The organism is Hymenobacter defluvii (assembly GCF_017589435.1).
GTDB classification, from domain to species: domain Bacteria; phylum Bacteroidota; class Bacteroidia; order Cytophagales; family Hymenobacteraceae; genus Hymenobacter; species Hymenobacter profundi.
Map to the genome: position 1 here is coordinate 1 of NZ_JAGETX010000013.1, position 24,858 is coordinate 24,858.

Below are 24,858 nucleotides of genomic sequence, written 5' to 3' on the forward strand. Positions count from 1 at the left end.
TGGTGGCACTGTGGCGTAAAATGAAGGCGCTTATTAGAAGATCTTAAATCAGGACGCAAGATATAGTACTTTTGAGGACGCTATAGCTTTTGCGACACAATGAATATTCTGATTTCTACCTGGTCGTTGCAAGTTGGAGGCGGAGAAATATTTGCTATGAACTTGGCCGCTGAGTTGGCAGCGAGGGGGCATTCTGTTTTTCTCTTCAACCAGCGCGCTCACCTGATTGATAGGGATTTGGTACAGAGGCTAGTACCAACCTCCGTGCGGGTTCTATCAATGGCAGATAACCCACTGCGCAACTTCTTTGCTCACAAAATCAACGCTCTGCAACAGCGTCTCACCGGCAAGGCTAACTATTTCGATCGACAACAGCAGCAGTATTTAAAGCGGTGCCTGCGCCAGCACGGTATTGAGGTAGTGAGCAGCCATGCCACCTACTCCGATGGCATGTGTGCCCCTGTGATGCAGCAAGTACCCGTTCCATTCATTATAACGGAACACGGTGAGTATACTATTTTTCTGCTGGAAGGACACTACGGTTTCGAAAGCATTCTGCAGCAGGCGACTTCCCTCATTACCGTCTCGAACTACTGTCAGGAAAAGCTACGGAATGTCTTCACGGACTTACCACCCCTGCGCACGATTTATAATGGCGTAGTCACTAATCAGACATACCAAAAAGCGGAAATGCGCAAAGCGCTGGGTATTGGCGAATTAGATTTCGTGTTTGGTATGGCCGCGCGCGGTGTGGCGCTAAAAGGTTGGGAGCAGGCCATTGAGGCATTCTTGCAAACGCGAGCCGCTATGGAACGCCCCAGCCACTTCGTGCTGGTGGGTGGCAGTCCGTACATGGACGAGTTGCGGGGCCGCTTTGGAAAGGAAGCCGGGTTGCACTTCACGGGGCGTGTGCCCAACCCAGATTTTTACATGGCCGGCTCAGACGTAGGGCTGCTGCCATCATACTTTCCGTCGGAGGCGCTGCCTCTGTCGGTTATTGAATATATGACGTATGGCTTACCGACCATTGCTACCGGCATTGGCGGCATTCCAGAACTGATTGCCCGTCCCCAACAAGAAGCGGGCCTGCTAGTGACGATAGATACGCAGACTGGTATGCCAAGTGTGGGTGAACTGGCTACCGCCATGCAGCGCTATATTCAGGATCAACCGCTTTACATAAGCCACGCCGTGCAAGCCCGGCAACTCAGCGCCTCTTTTACCATGAAAGCCTGCGCCGACCAGTATGAAGAGGTCTTCCAGGTAGCTCTTGCGCAAAGTCGGTAGCTTTGTGCCATGAACATACTGGTTACTACCTTCTGCCTGGAGAAAGCCGGCTCGCACGTTCTAGCGTTGGCGTTAGCCTCAGAATTGGCGAAGAAGCATAACGTCTATTTTTTCAACCAAAACGAGCAGTTGGTGGACAAGGACATGGTAGTACAGTACCTAAGCCCTGCCGTACAACTGGTATCGATAGACCAATACCCGGTATTTAATGCAATAGCTTGGAAGCTTAATGCATTGTGTCAGAAGCTAGGCTTTCGGTTCCAAGCGCATGAGTATGCCAAGACCCTATTGGGGCGCTACCTAATCCGTCGTCACCGCATCGCTGTGCTACACAGCCACGAGCCCATGGTAGCTAAGTCCCGCGTGACAAAGCTTTGCCAACTGACTGGTGTGCCAACCGTCGTGACCGACCATCAAGGCTATTCTATGCTGATTAAGGTAGGCGAATTTTCCTTTGTGCCCTATGCCAATCTGGCCAAAGCCGTGGTAGGCGTGTCGCAATACACAGCTGATTTATTTACTGGTGAGCTCCAGGAAAAACCTTCAGAAGAAGAGCGGCAGGCTGGGGAGAGAATACTGGCTACTGATTACCAAAATGAGTACGAAAACGCGAAGCAGCAAGCGCCGCAGCCTCGCATTCCCATTACAACGCGCGTAGAAGTTATTTACAACGGAGTGCCACGGTACACGCCGGTAGGGAAGGAGCCTACCCCCTTACCTATTCCGGCCGGCAGCTTTGTGTTTGGGTTGGTAGGGCGCGGCACCCAACAGAAAGGCTGGGGCGATGCGCTGGCTGCATACGTTCGTATCAAGGAGTTGTACCCCAACCGTAGATTTGCCTTCATTGCTATGGGCGACGGCGCCTACCTGCGCAGCTTGCGGGCCGATTACGAAGCAGCACACCCGGATATTTACTTCCTGGGCAATGTGCAGACACCGCATCCCTACATGCGGCAGTGTCACGTAGGGCTGTTTCCGTCATGGTTTTCGGAAGCTCAGCCAATTTCCATTATTGAGTTCTTCGAAAATGGTGTGCCCGTAGTGGCCAGCCCGCTGGGCGGAATTCCGGAGATGGTGCAACCCGCCGATAGCCCCGCCGCGGGGCGGCTGTTGCGCATGAACCCAGATGCCACCCCCCAACTGAATGATCTGATAGCTGCTATGAGCACCTACGTGACCGATGCGGCACTCTTAGCCAGCCATGCACAGGCAGCTCTTCAACTGCGTAATACGTATGACGTAGCCCACTGCGCCGCTCAATATGAGTCCCTTTTCAGGGAAATTGTAGCGTAGGTCTGACTTTTGCGCTACTGATTCCCATTCAAACGTATTTATGATTCAGGTTTCCGTTATCATCATCAACTACAATACGTTTCGACTGACGAGCGAGGCTATTACGTCTATTCAGCAGCATACTAAAGGTGTCTCGTACGAAATTATCGTGGTAGACAATGCTTCAACCGAGTGCGACCCTGGTCTGTTTGAGGAGCGGTTTCCCTCCATCATGCTAGTGCGTAATCCCGACAACTCCGGCTTTGCCAAGGGCAACAACTTGGGTATCAGTCACGCCACTGGCGAAACCATCCTGTTGTTTAACAGCGACGCGGCCTGCCTCAATGATGCTCTGCTGCTAACTTATCAGGAGCTAATGGCCGACACAAAGCTTGGCCTAACCACTGCCCGCCTGGAGTATCCTGATGGCCGGGTACAGCACTCTTGTGGCCGTTTTCCCTCTATTAGTTTGCAATTAGTAGAGCTATTACGGCTTCAAAAATTTATGTCAGCTGAGCAGCGCGGCACTATTTTGCAGGGCGCCTTCTTTACGTATGACAAGCCCCTATACCCGGATTGGGTGTGGGGGACTTACTACCACCTAAAGCGGGAAGTAGTGGAGAAAATGCCCGGCGGCCAACTGGCCGATGACTTTTTTATGTATGCGGAGGACTTGCAGTGGAGTTATACTGTGCGGAAGTTGGGATATACTATTAAGTACGTGCCGGATGCGCGGGTAATGCACCACTTTTCGCAGAGCACGAAAAAGGAAAAGAAGCTAAATCAGGGCAACATGATTCTGCAGAACGAAGACATCTTCCTGCAGCGCGAGTACGGGTGGGTTACTACCAAAGCGTACTACTTGGCCAAAATGGCCAATTTTGTGCTCATGCGCGGCAATGCCGAACAACGCCAGCACATGCTGCGCCAATACGGTAAGCTGCTTCGTGGCAAGTCACTCTAACTATCTTTGCTGAGCTGTTCACGTAGCTTAACCTGCGCAACTACTAGCTCTGGTCATCTTACTTGCCGTCTTTCTGTGACTATTTCCGAGTCCTCGTCGCCTTTTTTTACCATTGTTGTGCCCTGCTATAACCGGGCGGATATTGTGCTAAGTACGGTGCGTTCCATCCTGAAGCAGGAATATCAAGACTTTGAACTGATTCTAGTGGACGACGGTAGCCGCGATAATACGCGTGAGGTAGTGGCTGCCATCACCGATCCTCGCGTTCGATACTTCTACAAGGAAAACGGCGAACGGGGCGCTGCCCGCAATTATGGCGCACAGCAAGCTCGCGGACGGTACATCAACTTTTTTGACTCCGATGATGAGATGTACCCAAATCACTTGCGGGTGGTGAAGGAGTTTCTAGATCAGTACGGGCTGGTAGAAGTCGTACATACGGGCTATGAGCGACTGGATGAGCAAGACCGCGTGATTAGTGAAGTATATGAGTTCGCTAGCAGCACCAATGAGGCCCTGCTACATGATAACCCGCTGGCTTGCAACACAGTATTCGTGCGCTGTGATATTGCGCAGGATAATCCTTTTGAAGAAGACCGCCGCCTTTCTTCGGCTGAGGACTGGGAGCTGTGGCTCCGTTTAGCCAGTAAGTATACCTTTCACCCCATTCGCCAGAAAACCTTTTGTTTGCGTGAGCATAGTGGCCGTAGTCTCAATACCATTGCGCCAGAGACCGTGCGGGTACGGGATGAGCTATTTGCGCGGTTGGTAAGCCGAAACCCGGATTTTATCCGTCGGTTTCCCAATCGGTTGGCCCGCTTTGTGGCCGACAGATACACATTTATCACGCTTACGATGGCTTTAAGCAAACAGCATCGGCTGAAAACGATACGGTATTTATGGAAGGCGGTGCAACAAGACCCGACCGTGCTATGGCGGCGACGATTTTTAGCTTCCGTCAAGCATTTGGTGTAGGAATGTTGTATCAGCTACATTTTAAAAAAATAACTTGGCTAATATACTAGTTATAAAAAAGACTCTGCTCTTTATAATTATAACATACTAGAGATGAATAAAGTAACCATTAACACTACTGGTAAGAGCGAGAAAAAATATATTCAAGGTCTTGATTTCTTACGAGCTATAGCGGCTCTTAGTGTATGCCTGTTCCACTTCTCAGGGGCAGCGCTACCTAAAGTTATCAATGTATATATGAAGCCTACCTTTTCTTATGGTTGGTTAGGAGTTGATATATTCTTCGTTATTTCTGGATTTATAATTCCTTATAGTTTGCTGGGAAAACAATATTCTGTTAGAGACTTCGGGTCTTATATTATAAAAAGGATTATTAGAATTAATCCTCCTGCTTATATAGCTATGTTTTTAGTTTTATTGCAATGGCTTTTAATAGATTGCTTTATTAATCATAATAGAGTATATACTGGGGAGATAACTTTGATGCAGATTTTTCATAATCTACTTTTTACCGTACCGTTCACTGAGTATAAATGGATTGTAGGTATCTTCTGGACTTTAGCCATAGAGTTTCAGTTTTATATTTTTATCGGTTTACTGTTCGGATTCTTATTCGAAAGTAAACGTCTTTGGAAATTTGTAATTGGCTATTTAGTAGTAAGCTTATTTCAATTCTTACCATTTACCGACTTTCGTAACTTCTTTCATTTCAGCTCTTTGTTTGCAATGGGTGGAATAACTCTACTTCACCACCAAAGGCACGTAAGTAAGAAGGAATATGGTTTAATAATGCTGCTCTTTACTGGAGTGTCTTATTGGCAACTAGATGTGGCAATCACTCTGACAGGTGTGCTGACTTCTTTGTCTATTATTTTTGTTTCTATGGAGAATAGATTGTTTTCATTTATAGGTAAAATGTCTTATTCATTTTACTTGATTCACGTGCTGGTAGGTACTACGCTTGAATTTATTTTTATTAAAATTATATCTCCTGATACAGAGGTAAGAAAGGCTGCTATTACGTTACTATGCATCATGGGGGCTTTGCTAGGTTCGTATATATTTTATATATTTATAGAAAAGCCATTTATTGAATTAGCCAAGCGATACGGTAAATCTAAGATTTGAGGTTAATTTTAATGAAGAGAAAATTTTTCGCCTGAGCAGCTAGCTCATTCAGTAAATTCAAAATGCGTAAGAAACTTCTCATGGTCATTCCCAACCTAGGACTAGGCGGAGCACAGCGAGTCTTCCACGACCATAGTGTGGAACTGAGCAAGTATTACGGCATTACGGAAGCGGTTTTCAACCTTGATCTTGAAAACCTGTATCCATCCGGAAATCCATTGGAAAGTTTGGCCGTAGTAGGCGGGGGCGGGCCGGTGCGTAAAGTAGCCAATTTTTTCAAGCGAGTCAGCCAGCTCAAGCAGCTTAAGAAGCGACTGAAAACCGATATTTGCATCAGCCACTTGGAAGGAGCTGATTACGTGAATCTGCTTAGTAAAGGCCAAGAGAAGATAATTCTGCTGATTCATGGCTCCAAATCACACGATCGGAATATAAGTGGGCCCACTGGCTGGCTGCGCAAAAGCGTGCTAATGCCGCTTCTCTACAAGCGCGCCGACCGAATTGTGTGCGTTAGCCGAGACATTATTCCAGAAATGGTAGAGGACTATGGCGTGGAGCGAAGCAAGCTGAGCGCCATAAACAATTCATTTGAGGTAGAAAGCGTGTGGGAAAAGGCTCAAGAACCTCTACCGCCGTCCATGCAGTCAGTCTATGACGCTGCTCCTGTGCTAGTGACATCCGGCCGGCTGGCTACCCAGAAAAATCAGCAGCCGCTCCTCGATATATTCGCGGGCCTACTGCATAAGCAGATTGCCAAGCTAGTATTTATCGGCGACGGAGAGTTACGTAATCAGTTAGTAGCGCATGCCCGTCATCTAGGCTTACGGGTATATGAAGCATGGGCCGATGAGCCGCTGACGACAGAGTCTGACGTGTATTTTGTGGGGTTGCAGCACAATCCTTTTCAATTCATTCGGCCAGCTACTGCGTTTGTGTTTCCCTCAGCGTGGGAGGGGTTTCCGCTGGCACTAGGTGAGGCTATGACTTGTGGTGTGCCTGTGGTGAGTACTGATTGCCCTACCGGACCTAGGGAAATGCTGGCACCACAATCCGAAATCCCCACTCATCCTATCAAGACGGCAGAATGGGCTGCATATGGTGTTTTAATGCCTATGCTGACAGATGCTGCTACAGCTGCTACCGACCAACAAACTTGGATACAAACGTTGCAGGCATTGCTGCAAGATGAGAGTCGACGCAAGCAGTTAGGAGAGGCTGCACGTCGGCGTTCTGACGATTTTACACATGCGGTTACTTTTCAGCGCTGGAGAAAGTTGATTGATGAAGTACTAGCCGAATAGTATTGAAATACACATATCATGACTTGCAAACGACGCGTACTGTGAAAAAAACTCTGGTTCTCGTTGTAGATAACTCCCATGCCATTACTGGTGCACTGAACGCCATACGACACGCCACGGGGCCGCTGCGGGAGCAGTTCATTTTCGCATATGTTGTACCTGTTGCTAGCACTGGCCGACAAGTATTGGAGCAAGATGGGTATAAGGTATACGAACTTCCTTTTGTAGAAATTAGTAGACGCGCAGGTGATTTACTCCGGTATGTACCTATGCTATTTGTGAATGGCTGGCGGCTCTACCGATTAGCAAAGCGCGAGCAGGCAACCATTATTCATCTCAATGATTTCTATAATTTGACGGGATATATAGCGAAGGCACTAAGCTTTGGTGATATACAACTAGTCACGCATGTGCGGTTTTTGCCTCAGAGTCTTCCTCAAATGCTTGCTCGCCTATGGCGCTGGTTGGCAGAGCGTTTTGCCGATCGTGTGGTGTGTGTGTCACAGGCAGTACAAGCCTATTTTGGTGCGATAGAAAAGGTGCAGGTTGTCTTCGACCCGATACCTAAAACAGAGAAGCATCCAATAGCGGTAGTGCCAATTTTGCGTCAGTCAGCTACCGTTGAGTTGCTATATTTAAGCAATTACATTCCGGGCAAAGGGCAGAATTTTGCGTTGGCTGCTTTCCAGCAAGCCTATGCGCAGCACCCACAGCTTCGACTCACCTTTGCGGGTGGCGACATGGGAATGTCAAAGAACCGAGAGTTTCGGGAGCAGTTGGAAACACAGGTGCGAAAGGCTGGCTTGGGGAAAGTAGTAACGTTTGGCGGTTTCGTGACGGATGTGGAAACTGCCATCAAGCAGGCCGATATTGTACTTAATTTTTCTGAGTCGGAGTCGTTCTCCCTAACTTGCCTAGACGCGCTGTACTACGGCACCCCGCTCATTGCTTCCGACTGCGGCGGCCCCGCCGAACTATTTGAAGACGAGCGCTCTGGCCTGCTGGTGCCTAACCGCAATGTGGGCGCTATGGCCGCCGCCATCGCCACGCTGGCCGTCGATGCGGAAAAAAGACGGCAGTTTTCGGCGGCCGGCCGGGTATTCGTCCGGCAGAAATTCAATCCGCAGTCCACTTACCTGCGCTTGGGTAATCTATATAAAGAATTGGTGGCCAGCCGTAGCTCACGCACATGAAGATTTTGTTTATTGCTCCTTACCCGTTGGGACAGGCCCCCTCACAACGCTTTCGCTTCGAGCAGTATCTGGACACGCTGACGCAGTACGGGCACCAGTGGCATCTGGCCCCCTTCTTGTCGATGGCTACCTGGCAAATCTTGTACAAGCCTGGGCACACGACAGCTAAGGCTATGGGCATCGTAGCTGGTTTTCTGCGGAGGGCAGGGTTGATGCTCACGATACCGCGCTACGACTATGTGTTTATTCATAGAGAGGCGTCGCCTATTGGCCCGCCAGTATTTGAATGGCTGATAACGAAGGTATTTAGGAAAGGAATTATCTACGATTTCGATGATTCTATCTGGCTGCCCAATACTTCAGAGGCCAATAAACTGGTAGCGGGCATCAAGTGGCATCATAAAGTAGGTAGTATTTGCCGATGGGCCTATAAAGTGAGTTGCGGCAACACTTACCTGCGCACTTACGCCCAACAGTTTAACGAGCAAGCCATCGTTAACCCAACCACCATCGACACCGAGCACTTGCACAACCAAGTACGCGACCAACAGGCCCCTGGCAAGCTCGTTATTGGCTGGACGGGCACGCACTCTACCCTAAAATACCTGCATCAGGTAGTGCCCGTGCTGGCTCGGTTAGAGCAGGAATTCGACTTTGAGTTTCGGGTGATTTCCAATCAGCCGCCCGCTCTACCCTTGCAGTCTTTAGTATATCAACCTTGGCGAAAAGAAACCGAAATAACCGATTTGCTGGCCTTTCATGTCGGGCTGATGCCATTAGAGGACGACCCTTGGGCGCAGGGTAAATGCGCTTTTAAAGCCCTGCAATATATGGCCTTAGGCGAGCCAGCATTGGTTTCGCCCGTGGGCATGAACACGGAGGTGGTAGCCGACGGTGTGAACGGCAATATATGTTCTAGCCCAGCTGAATGGGAGTCAGCGTTGCGCCAACTGCTGCTTAACGCCAATTTGCGTGCCCGTATGGGTAAGGCTGCTCGGCGTACAATAGAGGAACGTTACTCTGTGACAGCCAATTGCCGCAACTTTCTGGAATTGTTTAGTTGAGGTGTGTTGAAGCGTACTCTACGCTTTGTACTCGCCATAAATTGCATGATGTAAAGTGCCGCCAAGTAGAAAGGCATTAGCGGAATTTTGTAGCGCACCAAAGTGCCGAAGTTGCCGCTGTTAGTGCCTACTCCAATAGCTAATACCACCGAAAAGATAAAGCAGAACGTAAGAATGGGCTGCGATGCAATAAGCCGAAAGCTTTTCAGCACACCCGTCTTATAGAAAAGGCTGATCGTAAGGTAGAGAAATAGTGCTGCTTCCATGGCAGACAATAGCATAACTGGGTTCCGGGCTTCAAATAAAAAAGGTCGAAACAAGCTAACGATAATAGCCTGCGGCGCCACCTTCACCATAGAACCCAACGAGCCATCAAACGAGCCGATATTATAAGCGGAGCCGTTGGCTACCTGTGAGGTAAGGTACTCTGAGTTGATCTTAGTGCGTTCTCCAATCTTATCAACGTCATATTTGTCATCACCGGCTGTAAGGCGAGTGGCACCTAGATAGCCAGCTCCCAGCCCCATGAGCAGGAAAAAGGGCTTGAGCAGCATCCGGGCCGCTGCCGATTTAATGCGTCTGTTATTTTCGTTGAATACCCAAAGAAGAGCTGGGGGCAAAAAGGAAAGCAGGATGTAAACTTTCACTGAAACCAACAGATACGCACCAATTAACCCTATAATAGTCGAAAATAAAACGTTGCGTTTGAGAATAGTAGCATGGTAGAAACCGTAAAAAGTCCACCCAAGCGCCCCAATACATACGGAATCTTTCATCAGGCCAGAACCCCAGAAAAATACAGAGGGTAGGAAGAATACGGCAATAGCTAACTTTTTATATGCTAACGGATAAATGTGGATAAACGTCAGATACATAGCCCACATACCACTGAAGCTCAGCGCAGCGAAAAGCAGACCGATAATTGTATAGGTATTAAAACAGAAGAGACTGAAGAAAGAAGCAATTCTCACCACAAAATACTCTGTATCAGCATGGTACCAATACAAGCGGCCCACATACTGCGCTACTTCTGGGTTATAACCTTCCGTGGAACCAAAAATAAGCTGTAGCCCCGCCGATGGCGAGTTCATAAAGGCTTCGTATACTACTTTGGTGTGGCCGTAGTAGTTAAACGTATCACCCCCACCATAATAGAACTGGTAAATTAACCCCAGCGCAATAGCTCCTAAAAACTTCAACGACAGTGCCGGAATGAAATACTTTTTCGTGAGCGCATTGGTATACTTCTTACGCACCGAAAAAGCAATACCGTAGAAAATAGCTAAGTAAATAGGCGTTAGCAACAGGTCCTTTAGCTCCATACCAGCGGGATTATTTGTGCTTTTTTAAATATGCCTTCGCTTCGCGGTACTGATCCGATTTATGACCGGCTTTGTCCTCCACTACCGCGTAGTATTTTTTGGCGGCTACAACGTCCTTGGCCTTATCGGCCATACGAGCCAGGTTGATGTGGGAGTAGATGTAGAAGCCGCCCGAAGTTTCGCCGGTGCCTTCGGCGAATACAATGCAGCGCTGGTAGTAATCCTTGGCCTTGGCTAGGTCGTTGTACTTATTCTGCATCAGCCAGCCCAGAAAATAGGTTGCGTAGCGGCCGCTGATAAACTCGTAGCCAGGAAGGCCCCGATTGATTTTATCCAGAATCTCACGGCTCACCCGCTCGCTCTCCGTAAACTCGCCCTGATGGAAGCAGTTGAGGGCATAGAAGCGTTGAAAATAGCCGTTGTCGGGGTAGTTGGTGGCTAGGTAGCGAGAGAGGGGTAGGGCTTCTTTGGGGCTGTTTTCCTCATTGTAGAGAATCTTCATGAGAAAAAACTTGGCCTCTGTGCCGGTATAAAAACCGTTGTCGGCCACGCTGCGCAACTGTTTGAGTCCTAAGGCTCGGTCACCTTTTGGGAAGAAGAGTAGAACAGGGCGCAGAAGCTTGTATTCTTCCGAAATCCAGACGGCGTAGTAGTTAAATAAGGCCTGCCCGAACAAAAACTCTGGGCTGAGGCCGTTGGCTTCTTTGCTGATTTGCAGGTAGTCCAGCGCGTGCTTGCTGCTGAAAGTAGCCTTGCGCCAGTCCTTCCGCTCAGCGTGCAGGCGGGCATTGAAGCCATAGGCGGCAGAAAGGAAAAAGCAGGCTTCGTAGTTCTTATTATCCGCCTCATACATTTTCTCGCCTACCGTAATGGCCGAGTCCATGTAAGCAAAGAACAACTTATCATACTGCGTGCTCTGTACGTTGGTCGGCACAATTTTCCACCAAGTACTCAGGCCCATCAGGAAGTAGGGCATGGGGTGATTGGGGTAACGCCGCCGCAAGGACCGAAACTGCTTTTCAGCCTTGTCGTACTTGAAGTTGTACATATTCTGTATAGCACCCTCCAACTCCAACTGAATGTCGCGGTCCAGCAACAGCCAGCCTTTCGTATCGACCGCGCCGGGTAGCACGTCCACGTTTTCCACCTGAATATTGCGGATGGGAGCCGGTACGCGAGCAGTGTCGGGGCGTTGCGCTAAGGCCAGGGAGGGCAACAGGAGCAACAACAGAAGAAAATAACGTGGGTGGGTCATGGGCACGGATACGAACACAGACAATGGGTACGGTAAACCAGTCAGTCAGTATTCAACGAATAAGCTAAAGTATATCTTTTGCCCTAGTTTCGAATTAACAACCTACACTTCATGCAACTTCTACGAACTCTGTGCCACATACAGGCACCTTCCGGCCACGAAACACGGCTCACCGAATTTTTGCTCCAGTATATTGCCACAGAACAGAAAAACTGGCAAACCACTCCGCAGGTGTTGGCCGGTGAGCAATTTCAGGATTGCATCATCCTCGTGTTCGGGCAGCCTCGTACAGCTGTTTTCGCCCACTTAGACAGCATCGGCTTCACAGTGCGCTACGGCCGGCAACTGGTGCGCATTGGCGGCCCCGATGCCGAAGCCGGCTACCGCCTAGTAGGGGAAGACACGCAAGGACCTATCGACTGCACACTGACAGTTGATGAGGAAACCGGCGCACTAGGCTATGAGTTCACCCGCGACATTGAACGGGGTACGGAACTCACATTCTTCTGCGACTTCCGCGAAACCGATATCACCGTGCAAAGCTGCTACCTCGACAACCGCCTAGGCGTGTGGAACGCTTTGTGCCTTTGCGAAACGCTGGAGCACGGCATTGTAGTGTTCAGTTGCTGGGAGGAGCACGGAGGCGGCTCGGTGGCCTACCTCGCCAAATACATCTACGAAACCTACGGGGTACGCCAGGCCCTAATTTCGGATATTACGTGGGTGACGGAAGGTGTGCGGCCGGGCGAGGGAGTAGCTATTTCCCTACGCGACTCTCTGATTCCGCGCCGTGCCTATGTAGACCGCATCCGGCAGATTGCGGCGGCCTCGGGCATACCGCATCAGTTGGAGGTAGAAGGCGCCGGAGGCTCCGATGCCAAGGAGCTGCAACACGCCGACGCGCCCTGGGACTGGTGTTTTGTGGGTGCCCCCGAAGACAACGTACACTCGCCCGACGAGATAGTGGACAAACGCGATATTGAGAGCATGCTGGCGCTATACCAAACGCTGATGCGTGAGTTGTAGGGTAGGGGTAGGGAATAGCTGAGGGCTTGATTATTAATGGATAAAGGGTATTTTAACAACCCGTTTGGCTTCGGCCGGCGGGTTGTTCTTTTCTTCCCACCCTCTCACTCCACCCACTATGCTGTTCCTTTACCTGGTGCCCGGCCTCGGGCTGTTGGCGTTATTGTACACTTGGCTGCGTTCGGGCTGGGTTAGCCGGCAGGATGCTGGCGACGAGCGGATGCGCACCATTGCCGGCTACATCGCCGACGGCGCCATTGCCTTCCTGAAGGCTGAGTACCGCGTCCTGACGTTGTTCGGCCTGATTGCCTCCGCTTTTCTATTTTATCTGGGTAGCACCGGCGAGAAATCCAGCCCGGTGATTGTGCTGGCCTTTATCATTGGGGCTGTTTTCTCGGCGTTGGCGGGCTTCATTGGGATGAAGATTGCCACCAAGGCCAATGTGCGTACGGCCCAGGCGGCGCGCACTAGCTTGAGCAAGGCGTTGAACGTGTCGTTTTCGGGCGGCTCGGTGATGGGTATGGGCGTGGCTGGGCTGGCTGTGCTGGGGCTGGGGTCGTTGTTTATCGTGTTCTACCAGTTGTTTGTGGTGAACAAGGGCGGCGGCGCCAATGGCATCGAGATGGAAACCGCCTTGGAAGTTCTCACCGGCTTTTCGTTGGGGGCCGAGAGCATTGCGCTGTTTGCTAGGGTAGGGGGCGGTATCTACACTAAAGCTGCCGACGTAGGTGCCGACCTTGTGGGAAAGGTAGAAGCTGGCATTCCCGAAGACGACCCCCGCAACCCCGCTACCATTGCCGATAACGTAGGCGACAACGTAGGCGACGTAGCCGGCATGGGCGCCGACCTATTTGGTTCCTATGTAGCCACCATCCTGGCTACCATGGTATTGGGCCGTGAGGTAATAGCCACCAACGACCAGTTCGACGGCCTCTCACCCATTCTGCTACCCATGGTCATTGCCGGGATGGGCATTGTGGCGTCGCTGGTGGGTATTCTGCTGGTGCGGGTGAAAGAAGGCGGCAACGTGCAGGCGGCGCTCAATTTTGGCAACTACGCCTCGGTTATCGTGTCGGGCATCGCCTCATTCTTTATCATCCGGTGGATGCTGCCCGTGGGCACGCTTGTGATTGGCCGGCCGGGTGCGGCTCCCTTCACGTCGCTGGATGTCTTTTATGCCGTGTTGGTAGGGCTAGTGGTGGGCACACTCATGAGCATCATCACCGAGTACTACACCGCCATGGGCAAGCGGCCCGTCAACAGTATCGTGCAGCAGAGCAGCACCGGGCACGCTACCACCGTCATTGGCGGGCTGGCTGTGGGTATGGAGTCTACAGTGCTACCCATTATTGTGCTGGCCGCCGGTATTATCTTCTCCTATGAGTTTGCCGGACTCTACGGGGTAGCCATTGCCGCCGCGGGTATGATGGCCACCACCGCCATGCAGCTGGCAATTGACGCTTTCGGGCCGATTGCCGACAACGCCGGCGGCATTGTTGAAATGAGCGAGCTACCTAAGGAAGTGCGCGAATGCACCGACATTTTAGATGCTGTGGGCAACACCACTGCCGCCACCGGCAAAGGCTTCGCTATTGCCTCGGCTGCACTTACCTCGCTGGCGCTGTTTGCGGCGTTTATGGGCACAGCCAATATTTCGGTCATCGACATCAGCAACGCCCGCGTGCTGGCCGGCCTGTTCGTGGGTGCCATGATTCCGTTTATTTTCTCGGCGTTGGCTATATCGGCGGTAGGGCGGGCCGCTATGGCGATGGTGCAGGAAGTGCGGCGGCAGTTCCGCGAAATTCCGGGCATCATGGAAGGCACTGGCCGGCCCGAATACGAGAAATGTGTGGCCATTTCCACCTCGGCTGCTATTCGGGAAATGATGCTGCCGGGCGCTATTGCCCTTATTGTACCCGTCCTCATCGGTTTCACGCTGGGGCCGGAGGTATTGGGCGGCACGCTGGCTGGCGTCACGGTGAGCGGGGTGCTGATGGCCATGTTCCAGAGCAACGCCGGCGGCGCCTGGGACAACGCCAAGAAGTCTTTCGAAAAAGGTGTGTTGATTGACGGCGTGATGGTCTACAAAGGCTCCGAACAACACAAAGCGTCCGTGACGGGCGACACGGTAGGCGACCCATTCAAAGACACATCAGGCCCCAGCATGAACATCCTCATCAAGCTCATGAGCATCGTGTCGCTGGTGATTGCCCCACATATTGCCGCGCCCGGTGGTGCCACGCGCATTCTGACGCCGGCTCTCTCGGTGCCAAAAACTGAGTTGGGCGCTCAGCAAGGGGTGCGCTTTGCGAGTTATACTTCAGGTCAGGAAGTGTGGGAAGATGGTTTTAAGTGAAAAGCAGGTGTCATGTTGAGCGCAGTCGAAACATCTCTGCCATGAGTATTATCTGGCATGAGAACGAAGCAATAGATATGTTTCGACTTATGCTTCCGGTTCCGCTCAGCGGAGCAAGCGGTTTCAATTCAACGGCTAAAACTCAACACTCAACCATTCAACCCCTACCTTTGCTAGCGCATTTGCACAGGATTCAACTCTTTCTGGATGCCTACGTCCACTATTTCACTGCACAATAAGCAGTTTGCTCCGTATTTGTCGGCCGCTGAACTGGCTCAGGCCATTCAGCAGCTTGCCACCCGCCTCAACCAGGATTATGCCGGCAAGCAGCCTCTGTTTCTATCGGTGCTCAACGGCGCGTTCATGTTCACGGCCGACTTGCTGAAAAACGTGACCATCGACTGCGAGGTGACGTTTATTCGGGTAGCGTCTTACGCGGGTACCGCCAGTACGGGTAGCATTAAGGAAGTACTTGGACTGTATGAGGAACTGGCTGATCGGCACGTGGTTATCCTGGAAGATATTGTGGACACGGGCCACACCATGCGGATGCTGCTGGATACCATCGCGGCCAAAAAACCGGCGTCGTTGGAGGTAGCCACGTTGTTTCTCAAGCCCGAATGTTTGCAGCATGAGCTAGCGGTGCAATACGTAGGCCTGTCGATTCCCAATGACTTTATTGTGGGCTATGGGCTTGATTACGACGGGCTGGGCCGCAACTACCCCGACGTGTACAAAGCGGTGTAATTGCTGCATTAATCGGAGTTGCTGAAGGCAGATTGCCTATCTTGCCACTTTCTTTCACCTTCTGCACTATCTGCGAAACCATTACCCATGCTTAATCTCGTGCTCTTCGGCCCGCCCGGCGCCGGCAAAGGAACGCAAAGCCAAAAGCTAATTGCTCACTACAACCTGGTGCACCTCTCCACCGGCGACCTGCTCCGCGCCCAGATTGCGCAGGGTACGGTGCTGGGGCTACAGGCCAAAAAGCTGATGGACGAAGGCCTGCTGGTGCCCGATGAAGTGGTAATCGGTATGATCGACAGTGCTTTGAAAGAAAATGTGCAATCTGGTGGCTTCATTTTCGACGGCTTTCCTCGCACCGTACCACAGGCCGAAAGTCTCGATGCTCTACTGGCCCAGCATAGCACCCACGTGTCGTGCATGGTAGCGCTGGAAGTAGATGAGCAAGAGCTAGTGAAGCGCCTGCTGGAGCGCGGCAAAACCAGCGGCCGCCCCGACGACCAGAACGAGGAAAAAATCCGCAAGCGTGTGCAGGTGTACAACACCGAAACCGCGCAAGTAGCCGGTTATTACGCCAGTCAGCATAAATTTCATGCCCTCAACGGCATTGGCGCTATCGAAGATATCTTCCAGCAGATCTGCGCCGTGGTCGACCAGCACCAGCCTACCTCCGAAGGGAGCCAGCAGGCCACCGACGAAGTAAAAGCGTAACTTTGCGATTCTAAATTCGCAACCCTCTGTCATCCTGAGCGCAGCGAAGGACCTTATCACGTCAAAACGACCATCGTACCAACGACTCGTTCGCACGTGATAAGGTCCTTCGCTGCGCTCAGGATGACAGCCTTTTTTATACAGCACAATTAAGAATCAGGAAGGTGGGATGCAATAATTCCTACTTCTTAATTCTTAATTTTTAATTCAAAACCGTGGCTTCCAATAATTTCATCGACTACGTTAAAATCAACTGCCGCTCGGGTAGGGGCGGGGCGGGTTCGCACCACTTCTTCCGGGCCAAGGGCCTACCCAACGGCGGCCCCGATGGCGGCGATGGTGGCCGAGGCGGCCACATCATCTTGGAAGGTAGCTCCCAACTCTGGACGTTGCTGCACCTGCAATACCAGAAACACCTGATTGCCAAGCCAGGCGAAAACGGCGGCGAAAACCTACGCACCGGCGCCCAGGGCGACGATATCGTGATTCAGGTGCCACTAGGCACCGTGGCCCGCGACGCCGAAACCGGCGAGAAGCGCCTGGAAATCACCGAGGATGGCCAGCGCCTGATCCTAACGCCCGGCGGCCGCGGCGGCCTTGGCAACGACCACTTCAAATCGGCCACCAACCAGGCACCTACCTACGCGCAGCCCGGCGAGCCCGGCATCGACGAGTGGATTATCCTGGAACTGAAGCTGCTGGCCGACGTGGGCCTGGTAGGCCTACCCAACGCTGGCAAGAGCACTTTGCTTTCGGTAGTGTCGGCGGCCCGCCCGAAAATTGCCGATTACGCCTTTACTACCCTCGTGCCCAACCTGGGTGTAGTAGCCTACCGCGACTATCAATCCTTCGTGATGGCCGATATTCCGGGCATTATTGAGGGCGCCGCCGAGGGTAAAGGTCTGGGTACGCGCTTCCTGCGCCACATCGAGCGCAACGCTACCTTGCTGTTCATGATCAGCTGCGACAGCCCCGACATTGCTGCCGAGTATCAGGTGCTGCTGGGAGAGCTAGAGCAGTTTAACCCCGAACTACTAGAGAAAAAGCGCCTGCTGGCCATCACCAAATCCGACATGCTGGATGAGGAATTAGAAAAGGAAATCCAGCAGACGCTACCTACGGATTTGCCCACGGTGTTCATTTCCAGCCTGACGAATAAGAATATTCAGAAGCTGAAGGATATGATTTGGCAGGCGCTGCACGAGAAGAACTAATTCCTCAACGCAACCAAAGATCCTCAGTATAGTGCATCCACTATTGCCTGAGGATCTTGCTGCTGATAGTACTCAAAGTGCAGCGCTACATTAAAGTCAAGTACCGGTGTACTTAGAAACACTGGTTCTTGCCACTGTTGCGCGAGTACTGCCACTGCTTTTCCATCTACAGAAGCTACCCAAGTCGCCTTACCACCTGCAATTGTGGCTAGATAAGACAACTGCCGCACAATGTACAGCAGCGAAACCAACGAGGTATTGTCTGGCACTACAAATCGAAAATCGTATGGAGCGTCGACATCGTCGCTCATAGCAACGCTGTCCCGGGTGAGATGGACGTTCATGTGTGTAATATACCTAGGACGTAGCTGCTTTAAGAATATCTAATTATCTCTGTTCTATAACTCAAGAGAGATTGTGCCAAACTGACAGCCAAAACCGCTTTGGCAAACTCCTTGCGCCCGAGTGCTTGCCAATTGGCTAAAACTGAGTGAAAAACCCCTTCCGACGACTATTTCATCCAATGACTGACGATAAGCAACAACCCCAGGACGACAACTTGACGGCTGACCAAGCTACCACTGCTGGCGAAACGGCAGAAACAGCTCCGGTTGATGAAGCACCGAAAACCGATGCGGAGCTGGCGGAACTGAAAGACAAATACCTGCGCTTAGCGGCTGAGTTTGATAACTACAAGCGTCGCACGGCCAAGGAGCGCCAGGAGCTGTTTAAGACGGCTAGTCAGGAGCTAATGGTGGCTTTGCTACCCGTAATGGACGATTTTGAGCGGGCTAATACCTACACCAAAGACTCGACGGACGTTACCGCTGTTCGCGAGAGCATCGACATTATTTATAACAAATTGGTGAAGACCCTGCAACAAAAGGGACTGACACCTATGGAAACCAAAGGCGGTGCGTTCGACCCCGATCTGCACGAGGCCATCACCCAGATTCCGGCCCCCAGCGAGGAGTTGAAAGGCAAGGTAGTGGACGAGGTAGAGAAGGGCTACTACTTAGGCGACAAGGTGTTGCGCCACGCCAAGGTAGTACTGGGTCAATAATTGCTGAGCATCTGCAACCGCCACAAACGAGCACTGAAACCTTCTGCCCGTTTGTGGCTGTTGCGGCAACAAGCCGGCGGCGCAAACCGCACCGGTCGACTAACGAAATATGGCAACCAAGCGAGATTACTACGAAATACTGGGCGTCGTGAAAACGGCGTCGGGGGACGAGATTAAGAAGGCCTACCGCAAAGTAGCCATCAAGTATCACCCCGATAAAAACCCCGACGACCCATCGGCTGAAGACAAGTTCAAGGAGGCTGCCGAGGCCTACGAGGTGCTGTCGGACCAGGATAAGCGTGCCCGCTACGACCGGTTTGGACACCAGGGGGTAGGCGGCGCCAGTGGCGGCGGCCCCAACATGGAGGACATCTTCTCCCAGTTCGGCGACATTTTCGGCGGTGGTGGCTTCGAGGGCTTCTTCGGAGGCGGCCAGCGCGGCGGTGGTCGACGCGTGAAGAAGGGCTCCAACCTGCGCATCAAGCTGAAGCTGGATCTGGAGGAAGTAGCCAACGGTGTGGAGAAAAAGATCAAGGTGAAGCGCTATACCGCTTGCAACACCTGCTCGGGTACCGGCGCCAAAAACGGCACCGACCTGCGCGAGTGCGCTACCTGCCACGGCGAAGGCCAAGTGAAGCGGGTAGTGAATACCATGCTGGGCCAGATGGTGAGTGCTTCTACCTGCCCTACCTGCCACGGCGAGGGAAAGGTAGTAACCAGCAAGTGCGACGTGTGCCACGGCGAAGGCCGCCAGTTGCAGGAAGAGATTATTCCGATCAACATTCCGGCGGGTGTAGCTGAGGGGATGCAACTCTCGATGGGTGGCAAAGGCAACTTCCCCGAGCGCGGCGGTGTGCCTGGCGACCTGCTGATTCAGATTGAAGAGGAGCCGCACGAGCTGCTGAAGCGCGATGGCAACAACATCATGTTTGAGCAATACATTTCCTTCGTAGATGCGGCTCTGGGTGCCAACCTGGAGGTGCCTACCATTGAAGGCAAAGTGAAGATCAAGGTAGAGCCAGGCACGCAGCCGGGCAAAATCCTGCGCCTGCGTGGCAAAGGCATCAAAGACATCAACGGCTACGGCCGCGGCGACCAGCTGATTCATCTGAATGTGTGGACGCCTAAGAACGTGAACGGCGAGGAACGCGAGCTACTCGAAAAACTGCGCAACGCGCAGAATTTCACGCCGAACCCTGGTAAAAACGAGAAAGGCTTCTTCGAGAAAGTAAAGGAGTACTTCCAGTAAAATCACGGAGTAGCACTAATTCTACGGATGCCCGTCTTCTACATAGTAGGAGGCGGGCATTTGTATTTTCTAGCTGTGCATACTTCCTGCAAAATCTTTTTCGCGGAAAGCTGTAATGATTAAGGAGACGTGGCGATAAATAAAGTAAATCGTCTGCTATGCTCGCCGCGCCACCCGACTTCCTGGCTTTATTGAACGAGTACCAGCCGCTGCTACGGCGGGTGTGCCGCATGTACTGCGCCACTGCCGACGACCAGCAGGACTTGTACCAGGAAATAGTAGGGCAACTGTGGCGGGCGTGGCCGCGCTACCAGCCCCGTCCCGACGTGAAACTTAGCACGTGGCTGTACCGGGTGGCACTGAACGTCGCCATCAGCGACTTGCGCCAGCGCCGTCGCCGTCCTACCTCTGCTCATCTCGTTGCAGAGCAACTGCCCGACGTGCCCCTACCTCCCGCCGACGGCCCCGATGCTGATGATCTGCACCAATTGTACCGCGCCATCGACCGCCTTTCTGATGTCGATAAGGCCTTTGTGCTGCTCTATTTAGAAGAGCGCACTTACGAGGAAATGGCTGATATCCTGGGCATCACCCAGAACAACGTGCGCGTGAAAATGCACCGCGTGCAGGAAAAACTTCGTCAACTTCTAACGCAACCCGCCTGATGGAACTCGATGAGCTACGCCGGCGCTGGCAACAGTCCGCTCCTAATACTTCCACATCTTATAACGCACAAACTTTAGAACAACTGCTCATGGAAACCAAGCAAAATTCGATTGGCCGGCTGCGGCGCAATGCCCGGTGGGAATTAGGCTTCACCTTGATGCTGCTGGTGGGTAGCACCATCGGGTTTTTTTATGTGAAAAGTCTTGAGACGCGCACTATGCTAATATGGCTTATTCTGATCAGTCTGGTGAGTTTAGGTTCCTACCACCGCCACATGCTCAGCGGCATTCGAGGGCTGAGCGAGGTAGGGGCTACGATACACGCGCACGTGGCCCAGCAGGTAGCAGGCATTCGGCAGATACTAGAAGCTTCCTACCGCTCCAGTGTGTGGGTGGTGTTTAGCACCTTCGGCATCGTCCTCTTCTTTGCGTTGTATAAGGCTCTAACTCAGTATTCCGGCCGATTGTTACTGATCCAACTCGTTGGGGTAGGGCTAGGTTGTGTAATAGCCGTGGTGGTTAGCCGCTTCACCCGGCGCGTTGCCCGCCAGATGCTGCAAGATCTGTACGGCCGCCATCTCGACCGTCTGGAAGCTACCCTGCGAGAGTTAAACCATAGTGAATAGTAAACCTCCTATATTACGGCGTCAACCTTTCTTCTTCCTAGCTGTGCAACCTATACTTGAAGCACTAAACGTACGCAAGACCTACGCTCAGCATACAGCACTAGATGGCGTGAGCTTGGCCATCCCAGATGGTAGCATCTTTGGTTTGCTCGGCCCCAACGGCGCCGGCAAAACCTCGCTTATTCGCATCATTACGCAGATTACGGCCGCCGACGAGGGCGAAATCCGGTTTCGGGGGCAGAAGCTGAACCCCGAGCACATTGCTCAGATTGGCTACTTACCCGAGGAGCGCGGCCTCTACAAGAAGATGAAGGTAGGCGAGCAACTGCTCTACCTGGCCCGCTTGCGCGGCCTGAGCAGGGCCGATGCCACGCAGCGCATCAAGAACTGGCTGACGCGCTTCGATATCAAGCCCTGGGCGGAGAAAAACGTGGAAGACCTGAGCAAGGGAATGCAGCAGAAGGTGCAGTTTATTGCCACGGTACTGCACGAACCGTCCCTAATCATCCTCGACGAGCCGTTCTCTGGTTTCGACCCCATCAACGCCAACCTCATCAAGGATGAAATTCTGGAGTTGCGCCAGCGCGGGGCCACCATCATTTTCTCTACCCACCGCATGGAGTCGGTGGAGGAAATGTGCGACAGCATTGCCCTGATCAACCGCTCGCGCAAGGTGCTGGATGGCACCGTTTCCGACATCCGCGACGCCTTCAAGACTCAAACCTACGTAGTAGAGGGCAAGGGCCGATTGATGGTGTTGCACCCCGATTTTGAGGTGCTGGAGCACAAAGAGCGCGAAAACGGCTTCTTCCAGGACCGCATCCGGCTGCATGCCGGCACTACGCCCAACGACTTGCTGCGCTACCTTATCGGCAATGTGGAGGTGCACGCTTTCCGGGAGCAGATTCCGAGCATCAACGAAATCTTTATTCGGCGCGTGCGCGAAACCATGCCCGAAACGCTGGTGGAGTTGGAAGAGAGCCGCAACTAACTTACTGTTATTAGAATGGAATCGAAATTTTGGTTGGTCGCACAGCGCGAATACTTGACCCGCGTCCGGAAGAAAAGCTTCCTGATCCTGACCCTGCTGGTGCCGGTGCTATTTGTGGGCTTTGGCTTTTTGATAGCCAAAGTAGCCATGGCAGATAACGACGATATTGATGTGGTGCGGGTGCTGGACCAGAGCCCGGACCGGTTGGGCAGCCGCCTGAAATCAACGGAGCGAATGCAATTTATTCCGGTGCAAGGGCCATTGGAACAAGCCAAGAGCGAATACCGCAAATCGGATGATGGCGGGCTGCTCTACCTACCGGTCACCATCACGCCGGAGCAAAATGCTGGTATTCAATTGTATGCGAAAGGCAACGTGAGCCTGCGCAAACAAAAGGCCGTAGAAGACGCGCTGGATAAAATACTGGCTGAGGAAAAGCTGCGCGGGGCTGGCTTATCACAAGAAAAGCTGGATGCGCTACGGTCTTCCGTAGATGTAGCCAGTATCAATCTGGATGAAGAAGGCAAGGAAAAAAGTAGCAACGCGCTGGCTACCTCGGGTATTTCCTACGCGTTGGCCCTACTGATTTACATGTTCATCTTCATCTATGGCGTGCAGATTATGCGCGGGGTAGGGGAGGAGAAATCGAGCCGGATTATGGAAGTGATGCTATCGTCGGTGAAGCCGTTTCAGCTGATGATGGGCAAAATTGTGGGCATTGCAGCCGTAGGGCTCACGCAGTTTTTGCTGTGGGGGCTGCTCTCGTGGGGCGCATCGGTGGTAGTAGGGTCGGTGGTGCTGGACAAGTTTGCGGCGCCCAAAACGGAGGTAGCTGGCACTAGCTCGCAGACTACTGCGGATAGCACAGTATCAGCTGGTACTTCAGCCACAACGCAACCCAACGACAGCCAAGATGCCATGCAGCAGGCAACGACAGCGCGTACGGGTGTTTTCAAGGTGCTAGCCGATCTACCCATTGGCACCATTCTGTTTGGCTTCATAGCCTATTTTCTAGGTGGCTACTTGCTGTATGGGGCGTTATTCGGTGCTATCGGCGCAGCCGTAGACGACCAGACGGACACCCAGCAATTCATGTTTCCCATCACCATGCCCTTGATCTTGAGCTACATCATTGGCGTATCCGTGATTCTGCGCAACCCCGATGGACCGGTGGCCTTCTGGATGTCGATGATTCCGTTTACCTCGCCCATTGCCATGGTCATTCGCCTACCCTTTGGGGTGCCGGCGTGGCAGCTAGCCTTGTCGCTGGTGCTGCTAGCCATTGGGTTTGTAGGTACCGTGTGGGTAGGGGCGCGCATCTACCGGGTAGGCGTGCTGATGTACGGCAAAAAAGTAACCTACCGCGAATTATCAAAGTGGATGTTTTATAAGGGGTAGCAGAACACTGCGCTTTCTGCGTTTCCCTCCGCGTCCTCTGCGGGCTAAAATCGTAGCAACGACTTAGCCCGCAGAGGACGCAGTGTTTTCGCGGAGGACGCAGTGGAGGACGTATCTTTGAGTTATGCGCGTCTTACTCTTCTTACTATTACTTGTTGCTCCGGCTGTACACGCCCAGGACAAACCCGCCTATCGCCTGTTCACGGCTGCCGGCAAGCCTGCCGACTACGACAAAATGCTGGCCCAGCTGGCCCAGGCCGATGTGGTGCTGTTTGGCGAGCAGCACAACGACCCTATTGCGCACTGGCTGGAATTGCAGGTAGCCCGCGACCTAGCCCAGCGCAAGAAAAGTCAGCTGGTGCTCGGCTTCGAAATGTTTGAGCGCGACGTGCAGCCCTTAGTAGAGCAGTATAACACCGGCGAGCTAACCGACCAGGCCTTCGAGGCTGATAGCCGCCCCTGGCCCAATTATGCTACCGACTACAAACCGCTACTGCAATTGGCCCGGCAGCAAAAGCTGCGCGTGGTTGGCACCAACGTGCCACGTCGCTACGCCTCGCAGGTAGCCAAGGGCAGCCTCTCGATCCTCGATACCCTACCCTCTGCCGAGAAGCAATGGCTGGCGCCCCTACCCATCACCGTCGATTTTGAGTTGCCGGGCTACAAGAACATGCAGGCTATGTTTGGGAGCGATGCGGCTCACGCTGCTGGTGTGCAGAACATCATTCAGGCGCAGGCACTCAAAGATGCCACCATGGCCCATTTTATTGGTCAAAGCAGGCAGCCAGGCCAAACGCTACTGCACTTCAATGGCAGCTACCACTCCGATAACCACGACGGTATTGTGTGGTACTTGCGCCAAGCCGCGCCGCAGCTAAAGATCCTGACTATCTCCACCGTATCGCAGGAGCAACTGCAAAAACTGGACAAGGATAACCTGAAAAAAGCGGACTACGTGGTAGTAGTACCCACCGATATGACAAAGACCTATTGAATAGGTAAGGGTAGAAGACCGTAGCCAAAATATACGCACAACTCAACGGTATAAAATGCA

At 52.4% G+C, this 24,858-nt stretch carries 23 protein-coding genes; 20 read left to right on the plus strand and 3 right to left on the minus strand.

Features of this window, described 5'->3' with window-relative positions; all coding sequences use genetic code 11:
• The first annotated feature begins 99 nt into the window (after positions 1–99).
• The 8 genes from J4D97_RS17640 to J4D97_RS17675 all read left to right on the plus strand — a co-directional run bounded on the left by J4D97_RS17640 (position 100) and on the right by J4D97_RS17675 (position 9,184).
• Positions 100–1,287 (plus strand): glycosyltransferase family 4 protein, encoded by a 1,188-nt coding sequence (locus tag J4D97_RS17640; protein ID WP_208308729.1) that lies wholly within the window; start codon positions 100–102, stop codon positions 1,285–1,287.
• Positions 1,288–1,296: 9 nt separating this feature from the next.
• Positions 1,297–2,580, plus strand: coding sequence for a glycosyltransferase family 4 protein (locus tag J4D97_RS17645; RefSeq protein WP_208308730.1), 1,284 nt, complete (start codon positions 1,297–1,299; stop codon positions 2,578–2,580).
• 40 nt (positions 2,581–2,620) lie between these two features.
• Entirely contained in the window at positions 2,621–3,523 is a 903-nt protein-coding gene (locus tag J4D97_RS17650; protein WP_208308731.1) for a glycosyltransferase family 2 protein, read from the plus strand.
• 75 nt (positions 3,524–3,598) lie between these two features.
• A complete protein-coding gene (locus J4D97_RS17655) occupies positions 3,599–4,498 on the plus strand; it encodes a glycosyltransferase family 2 protein (RefSeq protein WP_208308732.1) in 900 nt (299 codons plus the stop codon).
• A gap of 93 nt (positions 4,499–4,591) precedes the next feature.
• Positions 4,592–5,626 carry an acyltransferase family protein gene (locus J4D97_RS17660; protein WP_208308733.1) on the plus strand — a complete coding sequence of 345 codons (1,035 nt, stop codon included), beginning with the start codon at positions 4,592–4,594 and terminating at the stop codon, positions 5,624–5,626.
• Positions 5,627–5,688: 62 nt separating this feature from the next.
• Positions 5,689–6,927 (plus strand): glycosyltransferase, encoded by a 1,239-nt coding sequence (locus J4D97_RS17665; protein ID WP_208308734.1) that lies wholly within the window; start codon positions 5,689–5,691, stop codon positions 6,925–6,927.
• 41 nt (positions 6,928–6,968) lie between these two features.
• Entirely contained in the window at positions 6,969–8,120 is a 1,152-nt protein-coding gene (locus tag J4D97_RS17670) for a glycosyltransferase family 4 protein (protein WP_208308735.1), read from the plus strand.
• A complete protein-coding gene (locus tag J4D97_RS17675; RefSeq protein WP_208308736.1) occupies positions 8,117–9,184 on the plus strand; it encodes a glycosyltransferase family 4 protein in 1,068 nt (355 codons plus the stop codon). The genes J4D97_RS17670 and J4D97_RS17675 overlap by 4 nt, the downstream gene beginning before the upstream one ends.
• On the opposite strand, the gene J4D97_RS17680 is transcribed toward J4D97_RS17675, so the two are convergent.
• Positions 9,136–10,506, minus strand: a complete 1,371-nt coding sequence (locus tag J4D97_RS17680) for a hypothetical protein (RefSeq protein WP_208308737.1) — start codon at positions 10,504–10,506, stop codon at positions 9,136–9,138. The two genes, J4D97_RS17675 and J4D97_RS17680, sit on opposite strands and share 49 nt — an antisense overlap.
• Before the next feature lie 10 nt (positions 10,507–10,516).
• Positions 10,517–11,779 (minus strand): tol-pal system protein YbgF, encoded by a 1,263-nt coding sequence (locus J4D97_RS17685; protein WP_347879364.1) that lies wholly within the window; start codon positions 11,777–11,779, stop codon positions 10,517–10,519.
• A 93-nt stretch (positions 11,780–11,872) separates the two neighbouring features.
• Between J4D97_RS17685 and J4D97_RS17690 the strand changes: the two genes are divergently transcribed.
• From J4D97_RS17690 to obgE, 5 genes are all read left to right on the plus strand, one after another.
• Positions 11,873–12,787: a M20/M25/M40 family metallo-hydrolase gene (locus tag J4D97_RS17690; protein ID WP_208308738.1), complete on the plus strand. Its 915-nt coding sequence runs from the start codon at positions 11,873–11,875 to the stop codon at positions 12,785–12,787.
• A gap of 118 nt (positions 12,788–12,905) precedes the next feature.
• The gene (locus J4D97_RS17695) at positions 12,906–15,143 is read left to right on the plus strand and encodes a sodium-translocating pyrophosphatase (RefSeq protein WP_243900387.1); all 2,238 of its coding nucleotides are present in this window, start codon (positions 12,906–12,908) and stop codon (positions 15,141–15,143) included.
• Positions 15,144–15,350: 207 nt separating this feature from the next.
• The gene (gene hpt, locus J4D97_RS17700; RefSeq protein WP_208308739.1) at positions 15,351–15,890 is read left to right on the plus strand and encodes a hypoxanthine phosphoribosyltransferase; all 540 of its coding nucleotides are present in this window, start codon (positions 15,351–15,353) and stop codon (positions 15,888–15,890) included.
• A gap of 87 nt (positions 15,891–15,977) precedes the next feature.
• A complete protein-coding gene (locus tag J4D97_RS17705; RefSeq protein ID WP_208308740.1) occupies positions 15,978–16,598 on the plus strand; it encodes an adenylate kinase in 621 nt (206 codons plus the stop codon).
• A 215-nt stretch (positions 16,599–16,813) separates the two neighbouring features.
• Entirely contained in the window at positions 16,814–17,812 is a 999-nt protein-coding gene (obgE, locus tag J4D97_RS17710) for a GTPase ObgE (RefSeq protein WP_208308741.1), read from the plus strand.
• A gap of 23 nt (positions 17,813–17,835) precedes the next feature.
• Here the strand turns inward: obgE and J4D97_RS17715 are convergent, their stop codons facing one another.
• Positions 17,836–18,156 (minus strand): hypothetical protein, encoded by a 321-nt coding sequence (locus tag J4D97_RS17715; RefSeq protein WP_208308742.1) that lies wholly within the window; start codon positions 18,154–18,156, stop codon positions 17,836–17,838.
• Positions 18,157–18,335: 179 nt separating this feature from the next.
• On the opposite strand from J4D97_RS17715, the gene J4D97_RS17720 reads away from it, so the two are divergent.
• The 7 genes from J4D97_RS17720 to J4D97_RS17750 all read left to right on the plus strand — a co-directional run bounded on the left by J4D97_RS17720 (position 18,336) and on the right by J4D97_RS17750 (position 24,798).
• The gene (locus tag J4D97_RS17720) at positions 18,336–18,875 is read left to right on the plus strand and encodes a nucleotide exchange factor GrpE (protein ID WP_208308743.1); all 540 of its coding nucleotides are present in this window, start codon (positions 18,336–18,338) and stop codon (positions 18,873–18,875) included.
• Positions 18,876–18,984: 109 nt separating this feature from the next.
• Positions 18,985–20,124 carry a molecular chaperone DnaJ gene (dnaJ, locus tag J4D97_RS17725; RefSeq protein ID WP_185282736.1) on the plus strand — a complete coding sequence of 380 codons (1,140 nt, stop codon included), beginning with the start codon at positions 18,985–18,987 and terminating at the stop codon, positions 20,122–20,124.
• 158 nt (positions 20,125–20,282) lie between these two features.
• Positions 20,283–20,789 (plus strand): RNA polymerase sigma factor, encoded by a 507-nt coding sequence (locus J4D97_RS17730; protein WP_208308744.1) that lies wholly within the window; start codon positions 20,283–20,285, stop codon positions 20,787–20,789.
• A gap of 89 nt (positions 20,790–20,878) precedes the next feature.
• Positions 20,879–21,415 (plus strand): hypothetical protein, encoded by a 537-nt coding sequence (locus J4D97_RS17735; protein WP_208308745.1) that lies wholly within the window; start codon positions 20,879–20,881, stop codon positions 21,413–21,415.
• Between the two features lie 43 nt (positions 21,416–21,458).
• Entirely contained in the window at positions 21,459–22,406 is a 948-nt protein-coding gene (locus J4D97_RS17740; RefSeq protein WP_208308746.1) for an ABC transporter ATP-binding protein, read from the plus strand.
• A gap of 15 nt (positions 22,407–22,421) precedes the next feature.
• Positions 22,422–23,804, plus strand: coding sequence for an ABC transporter permease (locus tag J4D97_RS17745; protein ID WP_208308747.1), 1,383 nt, complete (start codon positions 22,422–22,424; stop codon positions 23,802–23,804).
• A gap of 124 nt (positions 23,805–23,928) precedes the next feature.
• A complete protein-coding gene (locus J4D97_RS17750; protein WP_208308748.1) occupies positions 23,929–24,798 on the plus strand; it encodes a ChaN family lipoprotein in 870 nt (289 codons plus the stop codon).
• The last annotated feature ends 60 nt before the right edge of the window (positions 24,799–24,858 follow it).

Bases quoted from the DNA above. Each gene is read 5' to 3' on its own strand.
- hpt (WP_208308739.1), top strand. From the start codon at position 15,351: ATGCCTACGTCCACTATTTCACTGCACAATAAGCAGTTTGCTCCGTAT.
- J4D97_RS17665 (WP_208308734.1), top strand. From the start codon at position 5,689: ATGCGTAAGAAACTTCTCATGGTCATTCCCAACCTAGGACTAGGCGGA.
- J4D97_RS17735 (WP_208308745.1), top strand. From the start codon at position 20,879: ATGGAAACCAAGCAAAATTCGATTGGCCGGCTGCGGCGCAATGCCCGG.
- J4D97_RS17660 (WP_208308733.1), top strand. From the start codon at position 4,592: ATGAATAAAGTAACCATTAACACTACTGGTAAGAGCGAGAAAAAATAT.
- J4D97_RS17730 (WP_208308744.1), top strand. From the start codon at position 20,283: ATGCTCGCCGCGCCACCCGACTTCCTGGCTTTATTGAACGAGTACCAG.
- J4D97_RS17680 (WP_208308737.1), bottom strand. From the start codon at position 10,506: ATGGAGCTAAAGGACCTGTTGCTAACGCCTATTTACTTAGCTATTTTC.
- J4D97_RS17675 (WP_208308736.1), top strand. From the start codon at position 8,117: ATGAAGATTTTGTTTATTGCTCCTTACCCGTTGGGACAGGCCCCCTCA.
- J4D97_RS17690 (WP_208308738.1), top strand. From the start codon at position 11,873: ATGCAACTTCTACGAACTCTGTGCCACATACAGGCACCTTCCGGCCAC.
- dnaJ (WP_185282736.1), top strand. From the start codon at position 18,985: ATGGCAACCAAGCGAGATTACTACGAAATACTGGGCGTCGTGAAAACG.
- J4D97_RS17645 (WP_208308730.1), top strand. From the start codon at position 1,297: ATGAACATACTGGTTACTACCTTCTGCCTGGAGAAAGCCGGCTCGCAC.
- J4D97_RS17715 (WP_208308742.1), bottom strand. From the start codon at position 18,156: ATGAACGTCCATCTCACCCGGGACAGCGTTGCTATGAGCGACGATGTC.
- J4D97_RS17745 (WP_208308747.1), top strand. From the start codon at position 22,422: ATGGAATCGAAATTTTGGTTGGTCGCACAGCGCGAATACTTGACCCGC.
- J4D97_RS17705 (WP_208308740.1), top strand. From the start codon at position 15,978: ATGCTTAATCTCGTGCTCTTCGGCCCGCCCGGCGCCGGCAAAGGAACG.
- J4D97_RS17650 (WP_208308731.1), top strand. From the start codon at position 2,621: ATGATTCAGGTTTCCGTTATCATCATCAACTACAATACGTTTCGACTG.
- J4D97_RS17695 (WP_243900387.1), top strand. From the start codon at position 12,906: ATGCTGTTCCTTTACCTGGTGCCCGGCCTCGGGCTGTTGGCGTTATTG.
- J4D97_RS17750 (WP_208308748.1), top strand. From the start codon at position 23,929: ATGCGCGTCTTACTCTTCTTACTATTACTTGTTGCTCCGGCTGTACAC.
- J4D97_RS17720 (WP_208308743.1), top strand. From the start codon at position 18,336: ATGACTGACGATAAGCAACAACCCCAGGACGACAACTTGACGGCTGAC.
- J4D97_RS17640 (WP_208308729.1), top strand. From the start codon at position 100: ATGAATATTCTGATTTCTACCTGGTCGTTGCAAGTTGGAGGCGGAGAA.